At 61.5% G+C, this 18,692-nt stretch carries 13 protein-coding genes; all 13 read right to left on the bottom strand.

Translation table 11 applies throughout. The annotated features are described in order from the left end of the window. Window position 1: 1 nt before the first annotated feature. The 13 genes from trbL to SJY33_RS04850 all read right to left on the bottom strand — a co-directional run bounded on the left by trbL (window position 2) and on the right by SJY33_RS04850 (window position 18,631). Window positions 2-1,321 (bottom strand): P-type conjugative transfer protein TrbL, encoded by a 1,320-nt coding sequence (gene trbL, locus SJY33_RS04910; RefSeq protein WP_379921476.1) that lies wholly within the window; start codon window positions 1,319-1,321, stop codon window positions 2-4. Window position 1,322: 1 nt separating this feature from the next. Then, complete coding sequence (gene trbK-alt, locus SJY33_RS04905) at window positions 1,323-1,649, bottom strand: putative entry exclusion protein TrbK-alt (protein ID WP_379921475.1); 327 nt, start codon at window positions 1,647-1,649, stop codon at window positions 1,323-1,325. A gap of 4 nt (window positions 1,650-1,653) precedes the next feature. Beyond that, window positions 1,654-2,388 (bottom strand): P-type conjugative transfer protein TrbJ, encoded by a 735-nt coding sequence (gene trbJ / locus SJY33_RS04900; RefSeq protein WP_379923520.1) that lies wholly within the window; start codon window positions 2,386-2,388, stop codon window positions 1,654-1,656. 29 nt (window positions 2,389-2,417) lie between these two features. After that, window positions 2,418-4,907 carry a conjugal transfer protein TrbE gene (trbE, locus tag SJY33_RS04895; RefSeq protein WP_379921474.1) on the bottom strand — a complete coding sequence of 830 codons (2,490 nt, stop codon included), beginning with the start codon at window positions 4,905-4,907 and terminating at the stop codon, window positions 2,418-2,420. Between the two features lie 4 nt (window positions 4,908-4,911). Then, a complete protein-coding gene (locus SJY33_RS04890; RefSeq protein ID WP_379921472.1) occupies window positions 4,912-5,187 on the bottom strand; it encodes a VirB3 family type IV secretion system protein in 276 nt (91 codons plus the stop codon). Then, window positions 5,187-5,519, bottom strand: a complete 333-nt coding sequence (locus SJY33_RS04885; RefSeq protein WP_379921471.1) for a TrbC/VirB2 family protein — start codon at window positions 5,517-5,519, stop codon at window positions 5,187-5,189. Before SJY33_RS04885 ends, SJY33_RS04890 begins: the two co-directional genes overlap by 1 nt. After that, window positions 5,516-6,499 (bottom strand): P-type conjugative transfer ATPase TrbB, encoded by a 984-nt coding sequence (gene trbB / locus SJY33_RS04880; RefSeq protein WP_379921469.1) that lies wholly within the window; start codon window positions 6,497-6,499, stop codon window positions 5,516-5,518. Before trbB ends, SJY33_RS04885 begins: the two co-directional genes overlap by 4 nt. A 139-nt stretch (window positions 6,500-6,638) precedes the next feature. Continuing rightward, window positions 6,639-7,826 (bottom strand): GIY-YIG nuclease family protein, encoded by a 1,188-nt coding sequence (locus tag SJY33_RS04875; RefSeq protein ID WP_379921468.1) that lies wholly within the window; start codon window positions 7,824-7,826, stop codon window positions 6,639-6,641. Beyond that, complete coding sequence (locus tag SJY33_RS04870; protein ID WP_379921466.1) at window positions 7,819-9,882, bottom strand: DEAD/DEAH box helicase; 2,064 nt, start codon at window positions 9,880-9,882, stop codon at window positions 7,819-7,821. The genes SJY33_RS04875 and SJY33_RS04870 overlap by 8 nt, the downstream gene beginning before the upstream one ends. Window positions 9,883-9,887: 5 nt before the next feature. After that, window positions 9,888-12,635 carry a class I SAM-dependent DNA methyltransferase gene (locus tag SJY33_RS04865; protein WP_379921465.1) on the bottom strand — a complete coding sequence of 916 codons (2,748 nt, stop codon included), beginning with the start codon at window positions 12,633-12,635 and terminating at the stop codon, window positions 9,888-9,890. A 317-nt stretch (window positions 12,636-12,952) separates the two neighbouring features. Next, complete coding sequence (locus tag SJY33_RS04860) at window positions 12,953-14,323, bottom strand: hypothetical protein (protein WP_379921464.1); 1,371 nt, start codon at window positions 14,321-14,323, stop codon at window positions 12,953-12,955. 67 nt (window positions 14,324-14,390) lie between these two features. Then, window positions 14,391-16,313 (bottom strand): UvrD-helicase domain-containing protein, encoded by a 1,923-nt coding sequence (locus SJY33_RS04855; protein WP_379921463.1) that lies wholly within the window; start codon window positions 16,311-16,313, stop codon window positions 14,391-14,393. Continuing rightward, window positions 16,310-18,631 carry an AAA family ATPase gene (locus SJY33_RS04850; RefSeq protein ID WP_379921461.1) on the bottom strand — a complete coding sequence of 774 codons (2,322 nt, stop codon included), beginning with the start codon at window positions 18,629-18,631 and terminating at the stop codon, window positions 16,310-16,312. The genes SJY33_RS04855 and SJY33_RS04850 overlap by 4 nt, the downstream gene beginning before the upstream one ends. Window positions 18,632-18,692: the final 61 nt, after the last annotated feature.

Here is an 18,692-nt window from a genome sequence, read left to right as displayed (position 1 = left end):
GTCAGTCCTTTTCTGAGGTGTCGACTGAGGCGCCGCCGCCATGGCTGTCGCCCGATTTGAGCGTGTGCGCGGCGATGCTCGCGCCGTGGGAAATCGTTTGCCGGTCCTTCATCGCCTTGGCCCATGCGGGCTGGCCCTGATCAGCAGCTGCAGACGGCGATGACGGCGGCGTATTGGGACTGGGCGTGATGCTGCCGCCTGTTTTGGTGATGGCGTCGCGGCTGCCTTCGCGGAACGATTGCTTCACGCCGTCACCAGCCTTCCTCAGCGGCGATGTCGCGGCGCTGGCGGCATATTCGCCGACGGCACGCGCGCCGCCTGCCACTGCTGCGCCGCCCGACTTGCCGGCTGAGCCGAGGGCGTAAGCCATGGTTGCGCCGCCTGCGGCCCGCGACGTCCCTTGCGCGACATTGGAGGCAGCACTGGCCACTGCGCCGCCCGCCAGTTTTGCTCCGGCGACGGCACCTGCGGCAGCGCCGCCAGCGAGCAGCGCGGTGCCGGCTGCGGCGCCTGCGCCAAGCTGCGGTCCGCCCGACACGATGCCATTGGCGATCCCGGGACCGAAGATGCCGAGGCCGAGCAGCGCCAGGCTCGCCAGCACGATCGACAGCGCGTCTTCAATCGTGGGTTCGCCCGCAATCGCGGTTGTGAACTCGGAAAAGATCGTCGAGCCGATGCCGACGATCACCGCGAGCACCAGCACCTTGATGCCTGACGAGACGACATGGCCAAGCACGCGCTCGGCCATGAAGGCGGTCTTGCCGAACAGGCCGAACGGGATCAGCACGAAGCCGCAGAGCGTTGCCAGCTTGAACTCGATTAGGGTGATGAACAGTTGGATCGACAGAATGAAGAAGGCGATGATGACGATCGCCCAAGCGACAAGCAGGATCACGATCTGCAGGAAATTCTCGAAGAAGCTCACAAAGCCGAGCAGCTCGGAGATCGATTCCAGCAAGGGATAGGCGGCATCGAGCCCCACTTGCGCGACCCGGCCCGGCTGCAACAGTTCGGCAGCCGTAAACCCGGTACCACTGGCCTTGAGGCCAAGCCCGGCAAAGCTTTCGAAGACGATGCGGGCGAGGCTGTTCCAGTTGCCGATGATGTAGGCGAAGATGCCGACAAAGAGCGTCTTCTTGACCAGGCGGGCAAGAATGTCGTCCTGCTCGCCCCATGACCAGAACAGCGCTGCCAGCGTGACGTCGATGACGATCAGCGTGGTCGCGATGAAGGCGACCTCGCCGCCCAGCAGACCAAAGCCGCTGTCGATGTAGCGCGAGAAGATGTCGAGGAAGCGGTCGACGACGCCGGTGCCACCCATGTCAGCGATCCCCCGCCATATCGAGGGTGGGATCCCCGCTGTTGTCAGCCACAGCCGGCACGACCGCCGCATCGCGCTCAGCTTGCCCTAGGAACCGGCGGCGTTCCGCAGCCCAGGCTGCGGTGCAGATATCGACCGAAGCCGCCTCAAGGCCGAGCGCTGCGCAATAGGCGAGGGTGGCCTTTGCATCGTCTCCGGCTTCATGTGCCGCAGCGATGACATCGTCTGGCGGCGGCGCAGACTCTTCGCGCAATTCGAGCACGGCCATGGTGATGGCAATAGCGACGAAGGCGCCGGCCCCGATCCGCGCAAAGAGCTTGCTGTCCATCGCGTCAGTTCCCGAACAGCCGGGCATTGCCCGGGACATAGGGCCGGCGATCGCCGAGGAAGCGGCGCAGCTGTTCGCGTGCCTGCGCCTTGGCTGCCGCTTGCGCAGCGGCATCGAGCGATTGCGCCCGCGCCAGCGAGGCGACCGTGGCGGTCAGGTCGGCGAGTTGCTGCGCCTGCACCGCCAGCAGCTGATTGCCCGCCTGGGCAGCCTGAAGCGCGCCGGTTGCCGACTGGCTTGAGCCAACGAGGCTGTCGATGGCGCCGCGCGTGCCGTCGATATTGCCAATCACGCCGGCCTGAACCCGCAAGGCATCCTCGAACGCGCCGACACTGTTCTGCCACCTGGCCTCGGCACCCTCGACCAGCATGCGCTGCGGCCCGGTCATCGCGCCCGCGAGATAGTTGTTCTGGAACTCGCGCTCGATCTGGCGAACATCATAGGCAACGCGCTGCGCCTGTCCGAGCAAGGCCTGCGTCTGCCGGATCTGCGCCTGCAGCGGTTCGAGCACGGTCAGTGGCAGCGATTGCAGATTGCGCGCTTCATTGACGAGCGAGGTGGCCTGGTTCTGGAGCTGCCGGATCTGGTTGTTGATCTGCTCGAGCGTGCGCGCAGCGGTCAGGATGTTCTGGGCATAGTTGCGCGGGTCGAACACCACGCCGCCGAGCTGGGCACTGGCAGCGGTCGGCAGCATGGCGCCGACGCTGACCGAGAGAACCGCGGCACCGGCAGCGAGCATCGAGACGAATTTACGGGCTTTCATGGGCACTACTCCTGGGGTTGGTCCGGCAAAGGACCGGGCTGGGGACCGGGCTGGGGAAGGGGGGAAGGGGCGGGCAGCAGTTCGGCTGCCCAGCCAAGACCGCGATGGCGCAGCCAGCGCGCCGCAAAGTCGGCGCAGCCGTGCGCCGCCGTGACCGCATCGATCGCGAGCTGGTCAGCCTTTGATGAGGTCGCGGTGAAGGCGAGCGCGACTTCGCCAAGGCCAAGTTCGAACACTCGGTTGCCGCGCGCCGACTGGCAGTAATAATCGCGCTTGGGCGCCGCCCGCGCGATGATCTCTATCTGCCGGTCATTGAGGCCGAAGCGGCGATAGATCGCCAATATCTGCGGTTCGACCGCGCGTTCGTTGGGGAGGAAGATGCGGGTGGGGCAGCTTTCGATGATCGCGGGCGCAATCGCGCTGGTCTCGATGTCAGCGAGGCTCTGGGTCGCGAAGACCACGCTCGCATTCTTCTTGCGCAGCGTCTTGAGCCATTCGCGCAGTTGTGCGGCAAAGGCCGGACTGTCGAGGACGAGCCAGCCCTCGTCGATGATGATCATGGTCGGCGAGCCGTCGAGTCGGCCTTCAATACGGTGGAACAGGTAGGAGAGCACGGCAGGCGCTGCGGCCGAGCCCGTCAGCCCTTCGGTCTCGAAAGCCTGAAAGCTGGCCACGCCCAGATGTTCGCTCTCGGCATCGAGCAGCCGCCCGAACGGCCCGCCAATGCAATAGGGCGCCAGCCCCTGCTTTAAGGCCTGCGATTGGAGCAGGACGGCCAACCCGGTGAGCGTGCGCTCGGCCATGGGCGCGGTGGCGAGCGAGGTCAGCGCCGACCAGAGATGCTCCTTGGTCGCGGGATCGATGGTTATGCCTTCAGCAGTGAGGATCGCCTGGAGCCATTCGGCCGCCCAGTTGCGCTCTGCCGGTTCGTCGATCCGGGCCAGCGGTTGCAACAGCACCGCGCCAGCGCTGCCTTCGGCCATGCCAGAACCGGTCAAAGAATTGCCGAGGTCCTGCCAGTCCCCACCGCATGCCAGCGCCGCAGCCCGGATCGATCCGCCGAAATCGAAAGCAAAGACCTGGGCGCGACCATAACGCTGAAACTGCAGCGCCATCAGTGCCAGCAGCACCGACTTGCCGGCCCCGGTCGGGCCGACGATCAGCGTGTGCCCGACGTCGCCAACATGGAGCGAAAACCGGAACGGGGTCGAGCCTTCGGTCCGCGCATAGAATAATGGGGCGGCGTTGAAGTGATCGTCCCGTTCCGGCCCGGCCCACACGGCAGACAGGGGGATCATGTGGGCAAGGTTGAGCGTGGAGATCGGGGGTGTCCGGACATTGGCGTAGACATGACCGGGAAGCGATCCGAGCCATGCCTCGACCGCGTTCATGCCTTCGGCGATCACGGTAAAATCGCGGCCTTGGATGACCTTCTCGACCAGACGCAGCTTCTCCGCTGCCAGCGCCGGATCCTCGTCCCAGACGGTGACGGTGGCGGTGACATAGGCTTGGCCGACAAAATCCGATCCGAGCTCCTGCAGCGCGGCATCGGCATCGGCGGCTTTGTTCGAGGCATCGCTATCGAGCAGCGTCGAGGCCTCGTTGGTCATGACTTCCTTGAGAATGCTTGCGACCGATTTGCGCTTGGCGAACCATTGCCGGCGGATCTTGGCGGTCAGCTTGGTGGCGTCGGTCTTGTCGAGCATGACCGCGCGGGTTGACCAGCGATAGGAAAAGGCGAGCCGGTTGAGTTCGTCGAGCAGGCCTGGGAAGGTCGCACTGGGGAAGCCGACCACCGTCAGCGTGCGCAGGTGCGCGCGGCCAAGGCGCGGTTCGAGGCCGCCGGTCAGCGGTTCGTCCGCCAGCACGGCGTCGAGATGCATCGGGGTTTCGGGGACGCGGACACGGTGGCTGCGGGTGGAAACGCAGCTGTGCAGATAGGTCAGCGTCTCGCCGTCGTCGAGCCATGCCACCTCGGGCACAAAGCCATCGATCAGACGCAGCAGGCGCTCGGTGCGGTCGATGAAGAGGTCGAGCAGCTCCTTGGGATTGATGCCCCTTTCGGCCTTGCCCTCGTAGAGCCAGCTCTCGGCGCGGGCGGCGTCTTCGGCGGGCGGCATCCATAGCAGGGTCAGAAAATAGCGGCTTTCGAAATGGGCGCCTTCCTCGGCAAATTGCGCGGCGCGTTCACGCTCGACCAGCGCCGAGGCCGGATCGGGAAAGTCGCTATCTGGGTAATCCAGCGCCGGGCGGCGCACCGCCTCGACGAAAATGGCCCAACCTGAACCCAATCGCCGCAGCGCGCTATTGAGACGCGCGGTTTTAGCGATCAGCTCGGCAGGCGTCGCGCTGTCGAGATCGGGTCCGCGGAAGCGGGCCGAGCGCTGGAAGCTGCCGTCCTTGTTGAGCACGACGCCGGGCGCGACCAGCGCAGCCCAGGGCAGGAAGTCGGCAAGCCGGTCGGCCTTGTTCCGATATTCGCGAAGCGAAAGCATGGGATCAGACCCTCAGGAAAGTGGGGAAGCGCAGATGCCGCCGAGCGACATCGACGAACTGAGGATCGCGCCGCGCCGCCCAGACCGAGACCATGTGGCCGAGCGCGAAGATCACCACCCCGGCGATCCACAGGCGCAGGCCCAGCCCGATCGCGGCCGCCAGCGTCGCATTGGCGATCGCGAGCCCGCGCGGCGCGCCGCCAAGCAGAATATGCTCGGTCAGCGCGCGGTGAACCGGCACGACAAAGCCGGGCACGGCTTCAGGCGACACGGTTTCCATCAGACGAGAGCCCCGCCGCCGAACGAGAAGAACGACAGGAAGAAGGAGGAGGCAGCGAACGCGATCGACAGGCCGAACACGATCTGGATCATCCGCCGCGCGCCGCCCGAGGTGTCGCCGAACGCCAGTGCCAGGCCGGTGGCGATGATGATCATGACCGCAACGATCTTGGCGACCGGGCCCTGGATGGACTCGAGGATCGACTGGAGCGGCGCTTCCCACGGCATCGATGAGCCTGCCGCATAGGCAGGATTGGCGACGGCAAGAGCAACGAAGCCGCCGATCATGGCAGCGGAGAGGCGGGCACGGGCGCGCGATAGGGTCTTGATCACGATGAAACTCCTGTGGCTGGTGGTGTGATGGGGCGGAGGGTGTAGTCGCCATGGGAATCGAGGCCAGTGACCTCGGCGAGTTCGGCAAGCCGCCGCCCGGTCCCGTCGCGGACAAGGACGGCGATGACATCGACGGTCTCGGCGATCAGCGCGTGCGGCACGGTCACCACGCTCTCCTGGATCAGCTGCTCCATGCGCCGCAGGACCCCAAGCGCGGATCCTGCGTGGATCGTGCCGACGCCGCCGGGATGGCCGGTGCCCCAGGCCTTGAGCAGGTCGAGCGCTTCGGCACCGCGCACCTCGCCGATCGGGATGCGGTCGGGCCGCAGGCGCAGGGCCGAGCGGACCAGGTCGGAGAGCGTGACCACGCCGTCCTTGGTGCGCAGCGACACGAGGTTGGGTGCAGCGCATTGCAGCTCGCGGGTGTCCTCGATCAGGACCACGCGGTCGTCGGTTTTGGCGACTTCGGCCAGGAGCGCGTTGGTGAGGGTGGTCTTGCCGGTCGACGTGCCGCCAGCGACCAGAATGTTCTTTCGGGCCGCAACGGCGCGAACCAGCGCGTCGGCCTGCCATGGAGAAATGATCTTCGCTGCGACATAATCAGCGAGCGTGAATACCGCGACAGCGGGCTTGCGGATCGCGAAGCTCGGCGCAGCCACCACCGGCGGCAGCAGACCCTCGAAGCGCTCACCCGTATCGGGAAGCTCCGCCGACACGCGCGGCGCCCTGGCATGAACCTCGGCTCCGACATGATGCGCCACCAAGCGGATGATCCGCTCGCCATCGGCAGCGCACATCCCGCTTCCCGTATCGGCGATCCCGGCCCCGAGCCGATCGATCCACAGCCGCCCATCGGGATTGAGCATGACCTCGATCACCGAGGCATCCTCAAGCCAAGCGGCAATCTCCGGCCCCAGCGCAGTGCGCAGCATGCGCGCTCCGCGCGACGATGCTTGCGACGGGATGGGGATGACGCTCATGAATTGCCTCGTATCGGCGAGGCAACCGATCATCGGCTGCGCTCGTGAGGCAGATCAAAGAGACATCAAATGGTTGCGGTGCAACAGCTAGTTCGATGCGGCGTATGCTGGCGAAGAGTTGGCCGTGAAATGCGGCGCGTCAGACCTGAACGAAGCGCGCTTGATCCCGGTCGTATCGAAATTCCGTCACGGTTCCGTCGCTGATCCGAGTGACGAGCTCATTGATTGCTGCGAGCGGAACCAGAAACCACTCGCGAGGCTGGACAGACCTGCCAAAGCGGTCACCGGCTGAAAGATCCAGACGGGCGGGGGCCAGTGCGCGGTGTATCAAGCCCTCCAGTTTGCTCCGGTTGATATTGTAGAGCTTGTATTCGGCAACAATTTCGACGTCGGCGAGCAGAAATGTCGGGTCATTGCGAGCATTGGCGATGCGGCTCGCGACAGGCTGGCCGGTCACCCCGATCTTGTGGATCAGCTCCCGGTGTTGGTCCACATAGGGGTGAGCCGATTTGCTGCGGAGCACATAGATCGTCCCGCTCGCCAGGTCATCCGGTTCGGCGACATCGCCAAACAGCGGACCGGCGCTGAGTTCGGTTATCCTGCGTGCCGTATCATCCCGGTAAAGTGCCTTTTGGAATGACCGCGACAGAACGGTGGCTTCGGTTCCGTTGTCGTAAATCACGCGCACGCGGCGATCCTTGCGCTCATATTGCGTGACGAAGTCCTCGGTAGAGGCAGCAATATAGGCCAGCTGGCCGCCGACGATGAAGAAGTTGCCAAGCTGTATCTCAGCGAGTGTCACTTCGGTCTGTTCGAACACCTTTGCCTGTCGCGCGCCCGCTTTGAGATCGGCCTGAACCCGCTCGAACAAGGGGCTGAAGGTGTCGAAATCGGGGCAGGGCTCACGATTTGCGATCTCCTCGGCGGCGCGCTTTTCGGCGCGGGATGAGACATGCCGAAGCCGGGTAATGTCGGCCTCAGCGCCGCCTGCTATGCCAAGTTCGGCGAGCAGGGCATCGTCATCGAGCGCGGAAGGAGCTGCTGCAGGGGTTGCGCCGTCAAGGATCCCGGCGTTGTCGATGGGCGACAATAATTCACGCGCCTCCGGCATCTTGCGAAGCTGTTCGAGGCGCACGGCATAGAGCCGTTCGAAGATGTCCCGATCGTCGCCATGCTGCGGCAAACGGCCATGCTCGGCAGCAAACCGCTGGATGTCTTCAAAGCCCGCGACGATCCGCTCCTGTAGCGGCGTCAACGTGCGCTTGGCCTCGGGCGCCATGTCGACGCCGAGTTGAGCCAGAAGCTCCAGATCGCTGAGTTCAGCCATCGGCGCCGGCCTGTGCGGCATGGCGCTGGAGGAAGGCAATTCCTTCAGCCATCTTGCGCTCCCAGGCATCCTGCGAGGTCAGCGCGGGCAGTCGCCCACGCTCGCGCTTGAAGTCCAGTGCACGCTCGGCGAGGGAACGGGCATCCTCGTAGGTAAGCTTGTCCTTCTTTGCGTTGATCACCGCCTGCACCTGAAGGAGTGTCGCCTCGTCCATCGCCTTGGCCATCACGGCAATGGTGGCATCGAACGGATTGACGTGATCAATCAGATCGATGTCGAGATCGGTGACGCTGAGTGCGAACTTGCGCACCCCGTCGATGAACGCGGTGTTGGCCTTGATTTCGCCATCGACGACATCGCCCGTGATCATGGCCTTGGCCTGCTGCGTCACCGTCAAGGCCGCAATTGCATGCTGCCGCACCGCCTTCTGATCCTCGGCGGTCAAGTCAGGATACTTATCACGGATAATCTTGCCCATCTTCAGCTGGGTCAGTTCCTCGGGCACCACGTCAGGATCGAACATGCCGCGTTCGACGACCGACTTGTCCTGCACGAAGCTGGCGATCACCTCGTTGAGGTCTTCGCGGCAGATGCGCGTCGCCTCGATGCTGGTCGGCAGTTTCAGCCCCTTGATCTCGAAATGCATCTGACCGTGGGCGTTGACTCCGACATTGGCTTCCCCCGGCTTGTAGCCGTCGTCGCCATAGTCGAAGCCGTCCTTTGGACCGGCATCCTTGGGGGTGAACTCGAAGCGGGGGGCGAGCACCTGCTCCATCAGCAGGCTGGCGGCGATGGCCTTGAGGTAGTCATTGATCGCATCGACCACGAGCGGATCGTCCGCCGCCGGTTCGGCGATCAGATTGGTGAAGCGCGCCCGGGTCTTGCCCGGCGCATCACGCGTGGCGCGCCCGATAATTTGGATGATCTCTGTCAGGCTAGAGCGATAGCCCACGGTCAGCGCATGTTCGCACCAGATCCAGTCAAAGCCTTCCTTGGCCATCCCGAGCGCAATGATAATGTCGACATGATCACGGTTGGTCCGGGCTTCAGGCGATTTCAGCGCGGTGACCACTTTGTCGCGCTTTGCTGCGTCGTCATCGACAAGATCGGCGATCTTGATGACACCGCCTGTCGCCGTTTGCACGAGGTGGAACCCCGTCACGGGATCAACGCCCTGCCACTCGCCGAGGTGGTTCATGATATCCTCGGCCTCGCGATGCTTGTCCTTGAGGCTCTCGCGCGAGTTGACCGAGGGGATATGGACGATGGTCTTCACCGTCGGGTCGAGCAAGGCTGCGATCTTGTCGGTATAGCGGCCCATGTAGAAGCTGTAGCCGATGTCGAGCACCTTCAGATGCTCGTAACCATTGAGCTGTTCGTAATAGGTGTACGTGACAGTCTCGAACTTCGCCTCGTCCTCGGGCGCCAGCACCGGAATAGCGTCGCCCCGGAAATAGCTGCCGGTCATGGCAACGATATGGGCCTTGTCCCGGCCGATTAGCTGGGCCAGCTGCGCTCCGAGCCGGTTGCCGGCATCTGCCGAGACATGGTGGAACTCGTCGATGGCGATGACGGTGTCGTCGAAAGCCTCGACTCCGAGCTCGTCAAAGGCAAAGCGGAATGTGGCATGGGTGCAGACCAGCACGCGTTCGTCGCCAGAAAGGAATTCGCCCAGTGCCTTGACCTTGGACTTGGCAACCTTCGGATCATCGGCACCCGGCGTGTTGCACAGGTTCCATTGCGGCGCGACCACCCAGTCGGCCCAGAAGCCGTGTTTGCTCAAGGGCTCGCTGGCAAAGCTCGAACCAATTGAACGCTCGGGAACGCAGACGATGGCCTTCTTCACGCCCTGATTGGTCAGCTTGTCGAGCGCAATGAACATGAGCGCACGGGACTTTCCCGAAGCAGGCGGCGACTTGATCAGCAGGAATTGCTCGCCGCGCTTGTCATAGGCGCGCGCCTGCATGGGCCGCATGCCCAGCTCGTTGGCCTTCGCCGTGGCACCGGTTCGGGCAGGGCGGAAGGTGACCGTGGGGATGATATCGCCGTTTGCCATGGGGTTCAGGCCGCCTTCTTGCCGGTCATCTTGGTGTAGAGTTCGAACAGCTTCTCGAGCCGTTCGGTATCGTTGCGGAACTTGCGTCCGATATAGATCCGCTCCAGCACTTCGTCATTGCGCTCATGCGCATGGCGCAGGTTATCGGGCATCTTTTCCGGATCATAGAGCTCGGCAATGGTCTTGGGGAAATGCGCCTCGCGAGCAAGCAGGATATCCTCAGCGCAGCGGGTTAGGTCGAATTTGTGCTGTTCAGTCAGTTTCGGAACGGGAAAGGTATTGTAGCAAACCCCGGATGAATATCGATAATCCGACTTCATTCGGCCTGCCGTGAGGCCGACCCAGCAAGTGTGCATTTTCGAGCAAATGAGAGACATCGTGAATAAAGGGGCATCGTAGATAGCTTGTGCTGCATCAGATATGATCGTGTCACTCTTCTGGAGCCCGATTGGAATGTAGCTCCGGCGCTCAGACGACACCCGAGGAATTATCAATTGATCCCTCTTTCCCGTAATGGTCCGTTCAAATTTGTAAGGCGTATCCACGCCCAGTTTACCGCGCTCGCTACCGCTTTGTCGGTAGCGACGAACTCTCTCAATCCGATCTGCGATCGGAGGAATTTTCAACGCTGCATCAGCGTTGCGATCGTTAATCCAAAGGCAATAGCGCTCAATGCCATTGATAAACTCACTAGAGCCCATGATCCGGCGGCAGAATTGCTTCGCTTCGGGATAAGCCTGCGATAACTCTTCATACTCCATCCGAGAGAGAGTGAAGTTCCCTAGATCTCTCGGGATGTTTCCCGCAAACATCTGAGGCAGCGAGTTGATAGGCTGTGGGGCTTTGTCGATGATAACATCAGGTCCATCGATCAGATAAGCGTTGATGTGGGATGCAAGCTTTTTGACGTCGCCGTCGTAAATGTATTTTTGGCTGACAGATGCTGAGGTAACGCCAACGATTACGCAGATCACATTCGCGTTCCTGCTCGCGTTGTTGGCCCAATAAAAATCCTTGTGACAGAAAAATATAGATTGGCCGTTGCCAAAAATTGGCGGCCAGATCAGGGGAACTTGAACGCCCTGGCAAACTGAATTCGTTGACACGAAAGCAAAGGAGCCCCCGTTCTTTATAAATTGGGAAGCTTTCCAGAACCATCCAACGATATAGTCGATCGACTTGACGGACCGGCCATTCTCCAGTTGCCTAAGGTCAGACTTTTGGCTGTCTGTTTGAAATTTATCTCCAATGTAGGGCGGATTTCCGCAAATGTACGTCTCTCCGCCCGTGTTTTCGAAGTCGATCGACGCTTGATCGAGCGGGCTGCCGAAGAGGTCGTCGGCATAGATTTTTACACCGGTCGCCCGAGTATCCATCAAGCTCAACCAATCAAGCCTCAGAGCATTGCCACAGGTGATCCAATTCTGACTGTCCAACGGCAGGAAATCCGCTAGCGCCTCTTTCTGTCCGCGATAAAGGACGTCGCACTGAAACTCGGCGATTATCAGTGCCAACCGCGCGATTTCGGCTGGAAATTCACGAAGCTCGATCCCGCGAAAATTTGTCAAAGGGATTGCGGTTTTCCGGTCATGCTCGCCTCGCCGTGCATTAACCTCAGCCTCAATCTCACGCATCTGCTTGTAGGCAATGACGAGGAAATTGCCCGAGCCACACGCCGGATCGAACACACGAATGCGCGCCATGCGGTTTCGCAAATTCAGCAGCTTGCGGGCATTTTCTCCTGCCTCTTCAAGCGCTGACCGCAAGTCATCTAGGAACAGCGGGTTCAGCACCTTCAGGATGTTGGGCACGCTGGTGTAGTGCATGCCGAGCGCGCCGCGCTCTTCGTCATCCGCAACGGCCTGGATCATGCTGCCGAAGATGTCGGGGTTGATCTTCTTCCAGTTCAGGTTGCCAATCTGGATCAAGTAGGAACGCGCGATCCTGCTGAACCGCGGCACGTCCGTACTGCCGGAGAAGAGCTGCCCGTTGACGTAAGGGAAGACGTCTGCCCATCGCGGCGTGCCTACAGCCTTGCGGTAGCGATCGTCCAGCTTGCCTTCGTGCCGGGTGGGTGTGTCCATCGCCTTAAAAATCTGGCTGATGACTTCATGTGTGTTGGCGGAATCGCGCGCACTCATCTGTTCAACGGTGCGTGTGAACAGGCCTTCGCCATTGAAGATGTCCGTATCCTCCGCGAAGAAGCAGAAGATCAGACGGGCCATGAAATGGTTCATGTCGGCGCGGCGCTCGGCCGTCGCCCATTGGCGGTTGTCCTTCAGCAGTTCGACATAGAGCTTGTTCAACCGGCTCGTGGCCCGGATATCGAACGTGCTCTCGCGGATCTGCTTGACCGTCGTGATGCCGGCCAGCGGCAGGAAAAGGCCGAAGTGGTTGGGGAAATCGGTGAAAGCACAAGCGACCGTCTCGCCGGTGTTCATATCTTCCGCCTGAAAGTCAGCCCCGTCGGTTGCCAGAATGAATTTAGTCTTCGCCGCCGCCGTCTTCGGACTTTCGCGCAGTGCCCTCAGCGTCTCGTCGACCGCCCCTGCATCGCATGTGGCGATATGGATATTGCTCCGCTGCAGAACGCCGCCAGGCAGGTCGGAAGCATTCGATGCGCCGCTGCGCAGCTTTTTGAGGGTTGTGGCTTTGTTTCCAAAGGCTTCGAGAAACGCAAACGGAAACTCCGCCCGGTCAAAGGGAAGCTCCGCCAGTTCAGAAATTGCTTGTTCGATCTCGACGGCATTCATCCCTCACCAGTAGGGCTTAGAACGGTGTGAGGACAAGATGCCTGTTGGAGTGGTTGATAAGTATGTCGAATTTGAGTTGATGACAGAAGTTGGTGGATGGCGATGTTTGGGGATGATCCGGATTGTCTCGTCGGGATCGCAAAAGGCGGTAAGCTGCCGTTCAGGCCGGTCGCCGCTATCTTTAGCAACGCATCGCAATTTTCGCCGTTCAGCAATATGATCTTCGATCGTGGAAGCAGACATTCGTTTCCAAGAGGACCAGACTGAAGAGCGGCACGGGGTCGAGCAGCAGTGCGATGGACCCGGGGACAGCGGTGTCAGGTCACACCAGCTTCGTCGGACACCTCAGATGTGTGATCCCGCAGAGTGATGCTGGTCCGCGAAATGTAGGGTTGAAAGTCGGGCAACAGCGACATGATGCTCCCATCGGGTTGAAGGAACTCGTGGTCGGCGCCAGGAATGAGATCAGGATCGAGCGGAACTCGCGCATGAGGATTGTGCAGGACGACAGCGCCTTCCACCCAGCTTTCGGCATACGCCGGATCGCGAACGTCCTGATGGAACATGGTCGGCTTCGGGTCATTCGGGTTCCTTTCACCGCGTGCGATGCCGCTCCGGATCATCCTGACGTCGCGGTTGCCGAAACCCGCGATGTAGCCGAGCCGGTTAAACTTGGTGATCGTGCCTTGCGGGTTCAGGAATACAGCGCTGACATTCTCGGCTTCGGGCAGTTCGAAGAAGTTCGATGGCTCGCGAGCATTGCCATAGACGTGCTCGGTCAACCATTCGATCTGACGCATCCCCTCGGCGATTGAATGGCGCACCCCGAACACATATTCGATGGCCAGCGGGGTGATGCGGGTCATCGCTGCCGGCGCATGAAAATCCTGCAATGCGATCACGAATGGCGCACCATCAACCCCAGGCCCATTCCAGTAGCGCTGCTTGTGATAGAGTTTGCGCGTCAGAGCCCGGGCAAGTTTGATCTGCACATAATTTTCGAGATAGGCGCGGATCTCGTCGTCGGACTTCGGCTGCGGTGCAGTTCCAACCTGAGGCGGGTTGGCGGTCGTGGCCTCGATCGCGATGCGACCGCGCGGCCCTGCGAGCAGAAGGTCCGGGACTGCCACGCTCTCTTCATGTGCATAGCCGAGCTCGGTGAACGTCGCGAAGAGATAGAGCTCCCAAAGCCGCGGATCGAAGCCGGTGGTCTGAAACTGTTCAACGAAGTTGCCGTCAGCATCCTCGAAGAAAGGCATCATTGCCGTGATCAGGTCGCGTGCAGGGGAGAACCGTTCCTGCTCGACCAGCACCTTGAAGATCGGATGCAATCTCGCTTCGGCCACGGTCGGCGTGAAAAAGTCGACCGGTGCGCCTTCCTCATCGCCCTGACAATAGCTCTCGTCCGGCAAGGCTGCGTGCTTCTCAATTGCTACCCCGAGACGATCCTGCGCCTCGGCGAAGGTCGGGTATGAGACATCCTGATCAATGGCTCGGAAGCGCCCACGCAGATCCCGCCCTAAGACGATCCATCCGTAATCATGGTCGAACCGGTCCCAGGTGATGAGTGCGAGCAGCCGTTCGTCTGCAGTTGCGAACCACGCCGCTTCCTGGATGATCAGCACAATCGCCGGCAGACGGGTATAACCAGCCAATGCGTCAAAGCGCTGTTGGCTGATCGGAGTCATCGCTTCCGCCCGATGTAGCCGATGTCGCACGCCCGCGCTTCAGGGTTTCCGAAGTCCCGCGCTTCCATCATCGGACGATCTCGATCTCATCCGCGTCGAACCAGTTGCGTGCGATAAGGCCATCGCGAACGGTCACGGGATCGCTCGAGTAATAGACGATCGCGAGGCTCTGTTCGGCACGGCTGCAAGTCACGTAGAACAGCCGCCGGGTGCGATCTAGGGCTGTCTCCTTGCCGGCCGCCTCATTGTCGTGGTCGGCCTTTGTTTTCTCCTTGATGCCCATCAGCTTGCCGTAGTTGAACATGAAGCCGCGGGCTTCCTCGTCGCTGATCACCACCATCACGCGGGGGAATTCGAGACCCTTCACGCCCTGATGGGTGTCGAACCGCGACACACCACGAACATAGCGATCATACTTCGAAATCTGCTCGAATGGAGCATCAAGCGCGAGGCGCCAGGCGCCCGTTTCGCTCTTTGCGTCCTCAAGATCTTCAGCGGCCCGCGCGTCAGCCTCTTTAGAGGTCTGTTCTTCTGCAATAGGCTCGACCGGATCGTCGTGCTTCGCGAATGGCGCCAGAATGTCCGGAATTGTGAACAGCCCGGTCTCGGCAACGAGGCGCAGAACGTCCCGGAGGGTGGGGGAGCTGCCGCTGTGCAGCAATTGATGCAGCCGGGCGCAGGTGGATTTGGCTTCGATGAGCAGGTCGCGCTGGTTCAATCCTGCTTCGGCCAGCCGATCACGTTCCAGCAGCGGCGATGTCTTGCGGAGCGTCGCAGTGATTGCGAACTTGTCGTCTCCGGCCAGCGCCTGCGCGAGCGGAAGCAGCTCACGGGTGAAGAAACCGATGCCGCGCGCCGAGCCATCAAGTAAGCCCGTGCGCATCTGTTCGTGATTGTAGAGTGGCTCGAAAAACGCCTGAAACCCGAACCGGCGCGCCGACATCAGATGCTCAAGCGCCAGCGTCTTTATCTCGGCATCGCCCGCCGACCAGAGCGCGTCGCCCGTGACTTCGGCCATGCGGGCAGCTGCGGCTGACTCGATTTGCGACGGGCTACTGCTTGTCTCCGGTGCAAGGAAGATGCGAACGACGCCGTGCGCCGCATCTTTGCGGGGACGCTGCTCCTGCTGATCGTCCTCGGCACGTATCTGATTGATCAGCTGGATCACCCGCTTCGGGCAGCGATGGTTCATAATCTTGCGTGGCCGGGCCCATTCCGGCGGGATGGCATCCGCCAGCTTCTCCATGCCTTCGGCATAAATGCGCTGCATCGTGTCGCCGAACAGCCCGAGGCTGAAGCTGTCCTTATGGGCGGTCTGTACGTCGAGCAGTGCCTCCATCAGGCGGCGGCTGGTATCCTGGCTCTCGTCGATCATCAGAATTGGAAACCGCGCGATCAGCAGGCGCCGCAAGCCTAACTTGGTGCGAAGAAATTGCGCGGTCATGGCGATGACCTCGGCATGGTTCAGCGCGTCACGCGTACGGTTATCGCCGGTCGGGCTGTAAACGAAGCGGATGATTTCGTTTAGGCTCGCATGCCGCCGACGCTTGGACTCAATCGATCGCGCGCGATCCGAAGCAGCCTTGGAGCCCGCCCGGCCTTTCGCCTGAGCGGCTTCCAATTCGGCGATCTCCTCGAGCAAGTTGGTGGCGAGCCATTGGCGAATATCAGCATCGTATCCGCCAATCAGGGCCCACGCGAACGCATGGATCGTTGAGACCTCGACGCGCGGATCGAATTCCAGACGTTGCTTGATCTCGTCGCAAGCGGCGTTGGTGTAGGTTATGACGCCGATCTGTCGACCGCTCAACGAGAGCTGGCGGCCCTGCTTCGCGCATACTGTGCGGATGGCCTCGACCAGCGAACGCGTTTTACCCGAACCCGCGCCAGCGTAGAGGAAGAAGCTCTTCGGCGCAGAGAGATCCAAGCATGCGAGGATGGTCGCGTCGGCCTCGGCATCGACGAGATCGTCGGGTGCCGCGCTGTTCATATGGTCGGCTCAGGCGCTGGGAGGATGTCCACCTGCTTCTTCTTGAGCCGGTCCTGAAGCCAGTCGAGCCCTTCTGCGATGTAGCGAGGCACGGTCAATGTCTCAAAGCCCTCGGCGAGGATGACATCCAGCGCGAATTCGGCTTTCTTACCATTGCGCAGCGCGTCGTACATCGCCGCGCCGATCGCAGAAGCGCCCCCGCCAGAGTTGATGGCGTCACGGAACTTGCGGACCAGTCCATGTCCGGCGAGGCCTGCAAAAAATTCCAAGTTCTCGAAAGCGAGCGCGTCCTCGAACGTATATGGGTAGGCCGTGTCTATCGCAGTCGCCCCTGGTACAGTCACCGGGATGGGCGTCTGATAGGCAACGCGCACAGCAAACAGAGCGTCCTCAGCCGGTTCGATTGTCTTGGCCGCTGCGGTGGTCGCCATTAGCGCATCGACTTGGGTGAGGGACGGCACCCATAACTTGAGCGTGTCATTGTCGGTGATTTGGCTCGCGCCCCGCGCTGGCTGCGCGGATTTGCCAGTGGTTGCGTCGAGTGTGTCGATGTCGGTGACAATCAGAGTCAACAGGCCGAGATGATCGATCAGCGAGCGGAGCCGATGCGCGTGGCTACCGCCGATTTCCAGCAGCGAGATGTAGCTCTGGTTGAGCTTCTTATAGTTGGTGCGAATGAAATTCGGCAGCATCATCCGCTCGGCTGGGCCCTCGACTAGGATAGCCGCATCGGCAAAGAAGAGATCGGCATGCTGTGCGCGCAAATATCGGGTCACAAACCGCTGGGTTGCGTCACCACTGCCGAACACGTCGTGAAGGTTGATGACGGTGGAGACCGGTACCCGGGCGACCATGCCTGCCGGCAAGCGGCGGAAATATCTCAGGCAGTCGAACGGCGTCTCGTGCGCGACGTGGCTCGAGTGTGTGCTCACCACGAGTTGGGTCCGCAATCGAGGATTTTCACCCAGATCCTCATGCGCTCGCAGGACGTCATAGGCCTTTTTGATGAAAACTTGCTGGACCTGGGCGTGGAGATGCGCCTCCGGCTCTTCGATCAATACCAAATGGAGTGGTTCGGTATGGGTGGCGGATACGCTCTTCGATGCCTTGCCGACGCGCATCCAGGCATCGCGAAAGCTCATCAGCTTGAAAATCATCGAGATGAGGTTCTGATAGCCGAGACCATTGTTGTTTTCGGGCAGGCGCAGCAGCGGCGTGACCTCGCCACTCTCGCTCGTTACATCGACCACGAACGTGACGGCCGCTGAATGATTGAGGCCGTCGATCGCCTTCAAGCGCGTCGATACCTTTGGCCGAGGATCGGTAACGCCAGGATATCCCATTTCCTCGACTTCAAGGAACGCAGCCATGAAACTCTCGGTCAGCCGCTGATCGAAAGCGTCCTGTGCTGCCTCGATCGCCTGCAATGCGCCAAGGTCCTTTGGATCCGGCCCCTTGGTCGGGTCGAGATGCTTGGAATAGTAACTCCGCAGCTGGTCCGAGAGTCGGCTGCCCGGCGATCCTGCGGGCGTGTCCTCGTCTTCCTCCTTCGCCGCCTCTTCGCCAAACCCGCGCTGAGCCGGGATGTCATGAACGCGCACGAGGCCTTTCAGTGGGTCTCCCTCAATCGGCAACGAGGCTGCCGGGAGAATTTGGGGGTGAGCCCGCGACTGGACTGGCGACGCAAGCTGGTCGGGGTCGATCGTAAATGCCCTGATCGTGAAATGGGTCTTGAGCCGACGGCTTAGGAAGTCGCACAGGCTGGACGGCCAGAGCGTGAGCTTGGGCTGCGGGGCCGGGGGATCGAAATTTTCATTGCGCTTTGCGTGGTCGGCCGAGGCGGCCGCCTGCAACTCCGCCGCGTCGGCGGCAGCTCGCATGAAATCCTTGTACAGTTCGGACAAGTCGCCGGGTTCGTAGCGAAGGCGCACGCCCAGCCTGCCGCCCTCCCAATCGAGCGTGGGGATCAGGTCGCGGACCTGATGCATCTCGCCTGGTTCGACATGCAGCCATAGATCGAGCGTCGGAAGCACCCCAAGCCACGGCCCTAGATCTAACTCGACCAACTCGTCGGCGGCGCGCGCGGCAATCCAGCTCTGCCCTATGGCGTCGATCACCGGCCAGTGGCATAGCGTGAAATCGTGAAGCTCGAAGGGACAGCGGCGAGGCGACAGGAAACGCCGCAGGGCCAGCATCGCCGAGGTCTTGCCGCTGTTGTTCGCTCCGACAAACAGAGTCTTGCTTGGCGACAGATCTATTCGCGTCGCCAGTAGCTTGCGAAAATTGGCAATTTCGACGAACTCGATATACACGGTCATTCCCCTGGGCATTCTTACGACGCGTTGGCCCGACCTATCTACGTCTTTTGGGTCGATAAGC

The sequence above is a fragment of the Erythrobacter sp. R86502 genome (assembly GCF_042466465.1).
GTDB lineage: Bacteria > Pseudomonadota > Alphaproteobacteria > Sphingomonadales > Sphingomonadaceae > Erythrobacter.
Note: the sequence above shows the minus strand (reverse complement) of the source record. Positions and strands in the feature narration are given on the sequence as shown.

Bases quoted from the DNA above. Each gene is read 5' to 3' on its own strand.
- SJY33_RS04870 (WP_379921466.1), bottom strand. From the start codon at position 9,882: ATGGCAAACGGCGATATCATCCCCACGGTCACCTTCCGCCCTGCCCGA.
- SJY33_RS04890 (WP_379921472.1), bottom strand. From the start codon at position 5,187: ATGGAAACCGTGTCGCCTGAAGCCGTGCCCGGCTTTGTCGTGCCGGTT.
- trbB (WP_379921469.1), bottom strand. From the start codon at position 6,499: ATGAGCGTCATCCCCATCCCGTCGCAAGCATCGTCGCGCGGAGCGCGC.
- SJY33_RS04860 (WP_379921464.1), bottom strand. From the start codon at position 14,323: ATGACTCCGATCAGCCAACAGCGCTTTGACGCATTGGCTGGTTATACC.
- SJY33_RS04865 (WP_379921465.1), bottom strand. From the start codon at position 12,635: ATGAATGCCGTCGAGATCGAACAAGCAATTTCTGAACTGGCGGAGCTT.
- trbL (WP_379921476.1), bottom strand. From the start codon at position 1,321: ATGGGTGGCACCGGCGTCGTCGACCGCTTCCTCGACATCTTCTCGCGC.
- SJY33_RS04875 (WP_379921468.1), bottom strand. From the start codon at position 7,826: ATGGCTGAACTCAGCGATCTGGAGCTTCTGGCTCAACTCGGCGTCGAC.
- SJY33_RS04855 (WP_379921463.1), bottom strand. From the start codon at position 16,313: ATGAACAGCGCGGCACCCGACGATCTCGTCGATGCCGAGGCCGACGCG.
- trbK-alt (WP_379921475.1), bottom strand. From the start codon at position 1,649: ATGGACAGCAAGCTCTTTGCGCGGATCGGGGCCGGCGCCTTCGTCGCT.
- trbE (WP_379921474.1), bottom strand. From the start codon at position 4,907: ATGCTTTCGCTTCGCGAATATCGGAACAAGGCCGACCGGCTTGCCGAC.
- SJY33_RS04850 (WP_379921461.1), bottom strand. From the start codon at position 18,631: ATGACCGTGTATATCGAGTTCGTCGAAATTGCCAATTTTCGCAAGCTA.
- trbJ (WP_379923520.1), bottom strand. From the start codon at position 2,388: ATGCTCGCTGCCGGTGCCGCGGTTCTCTCGGTCAGCGTCGGCGCCATG.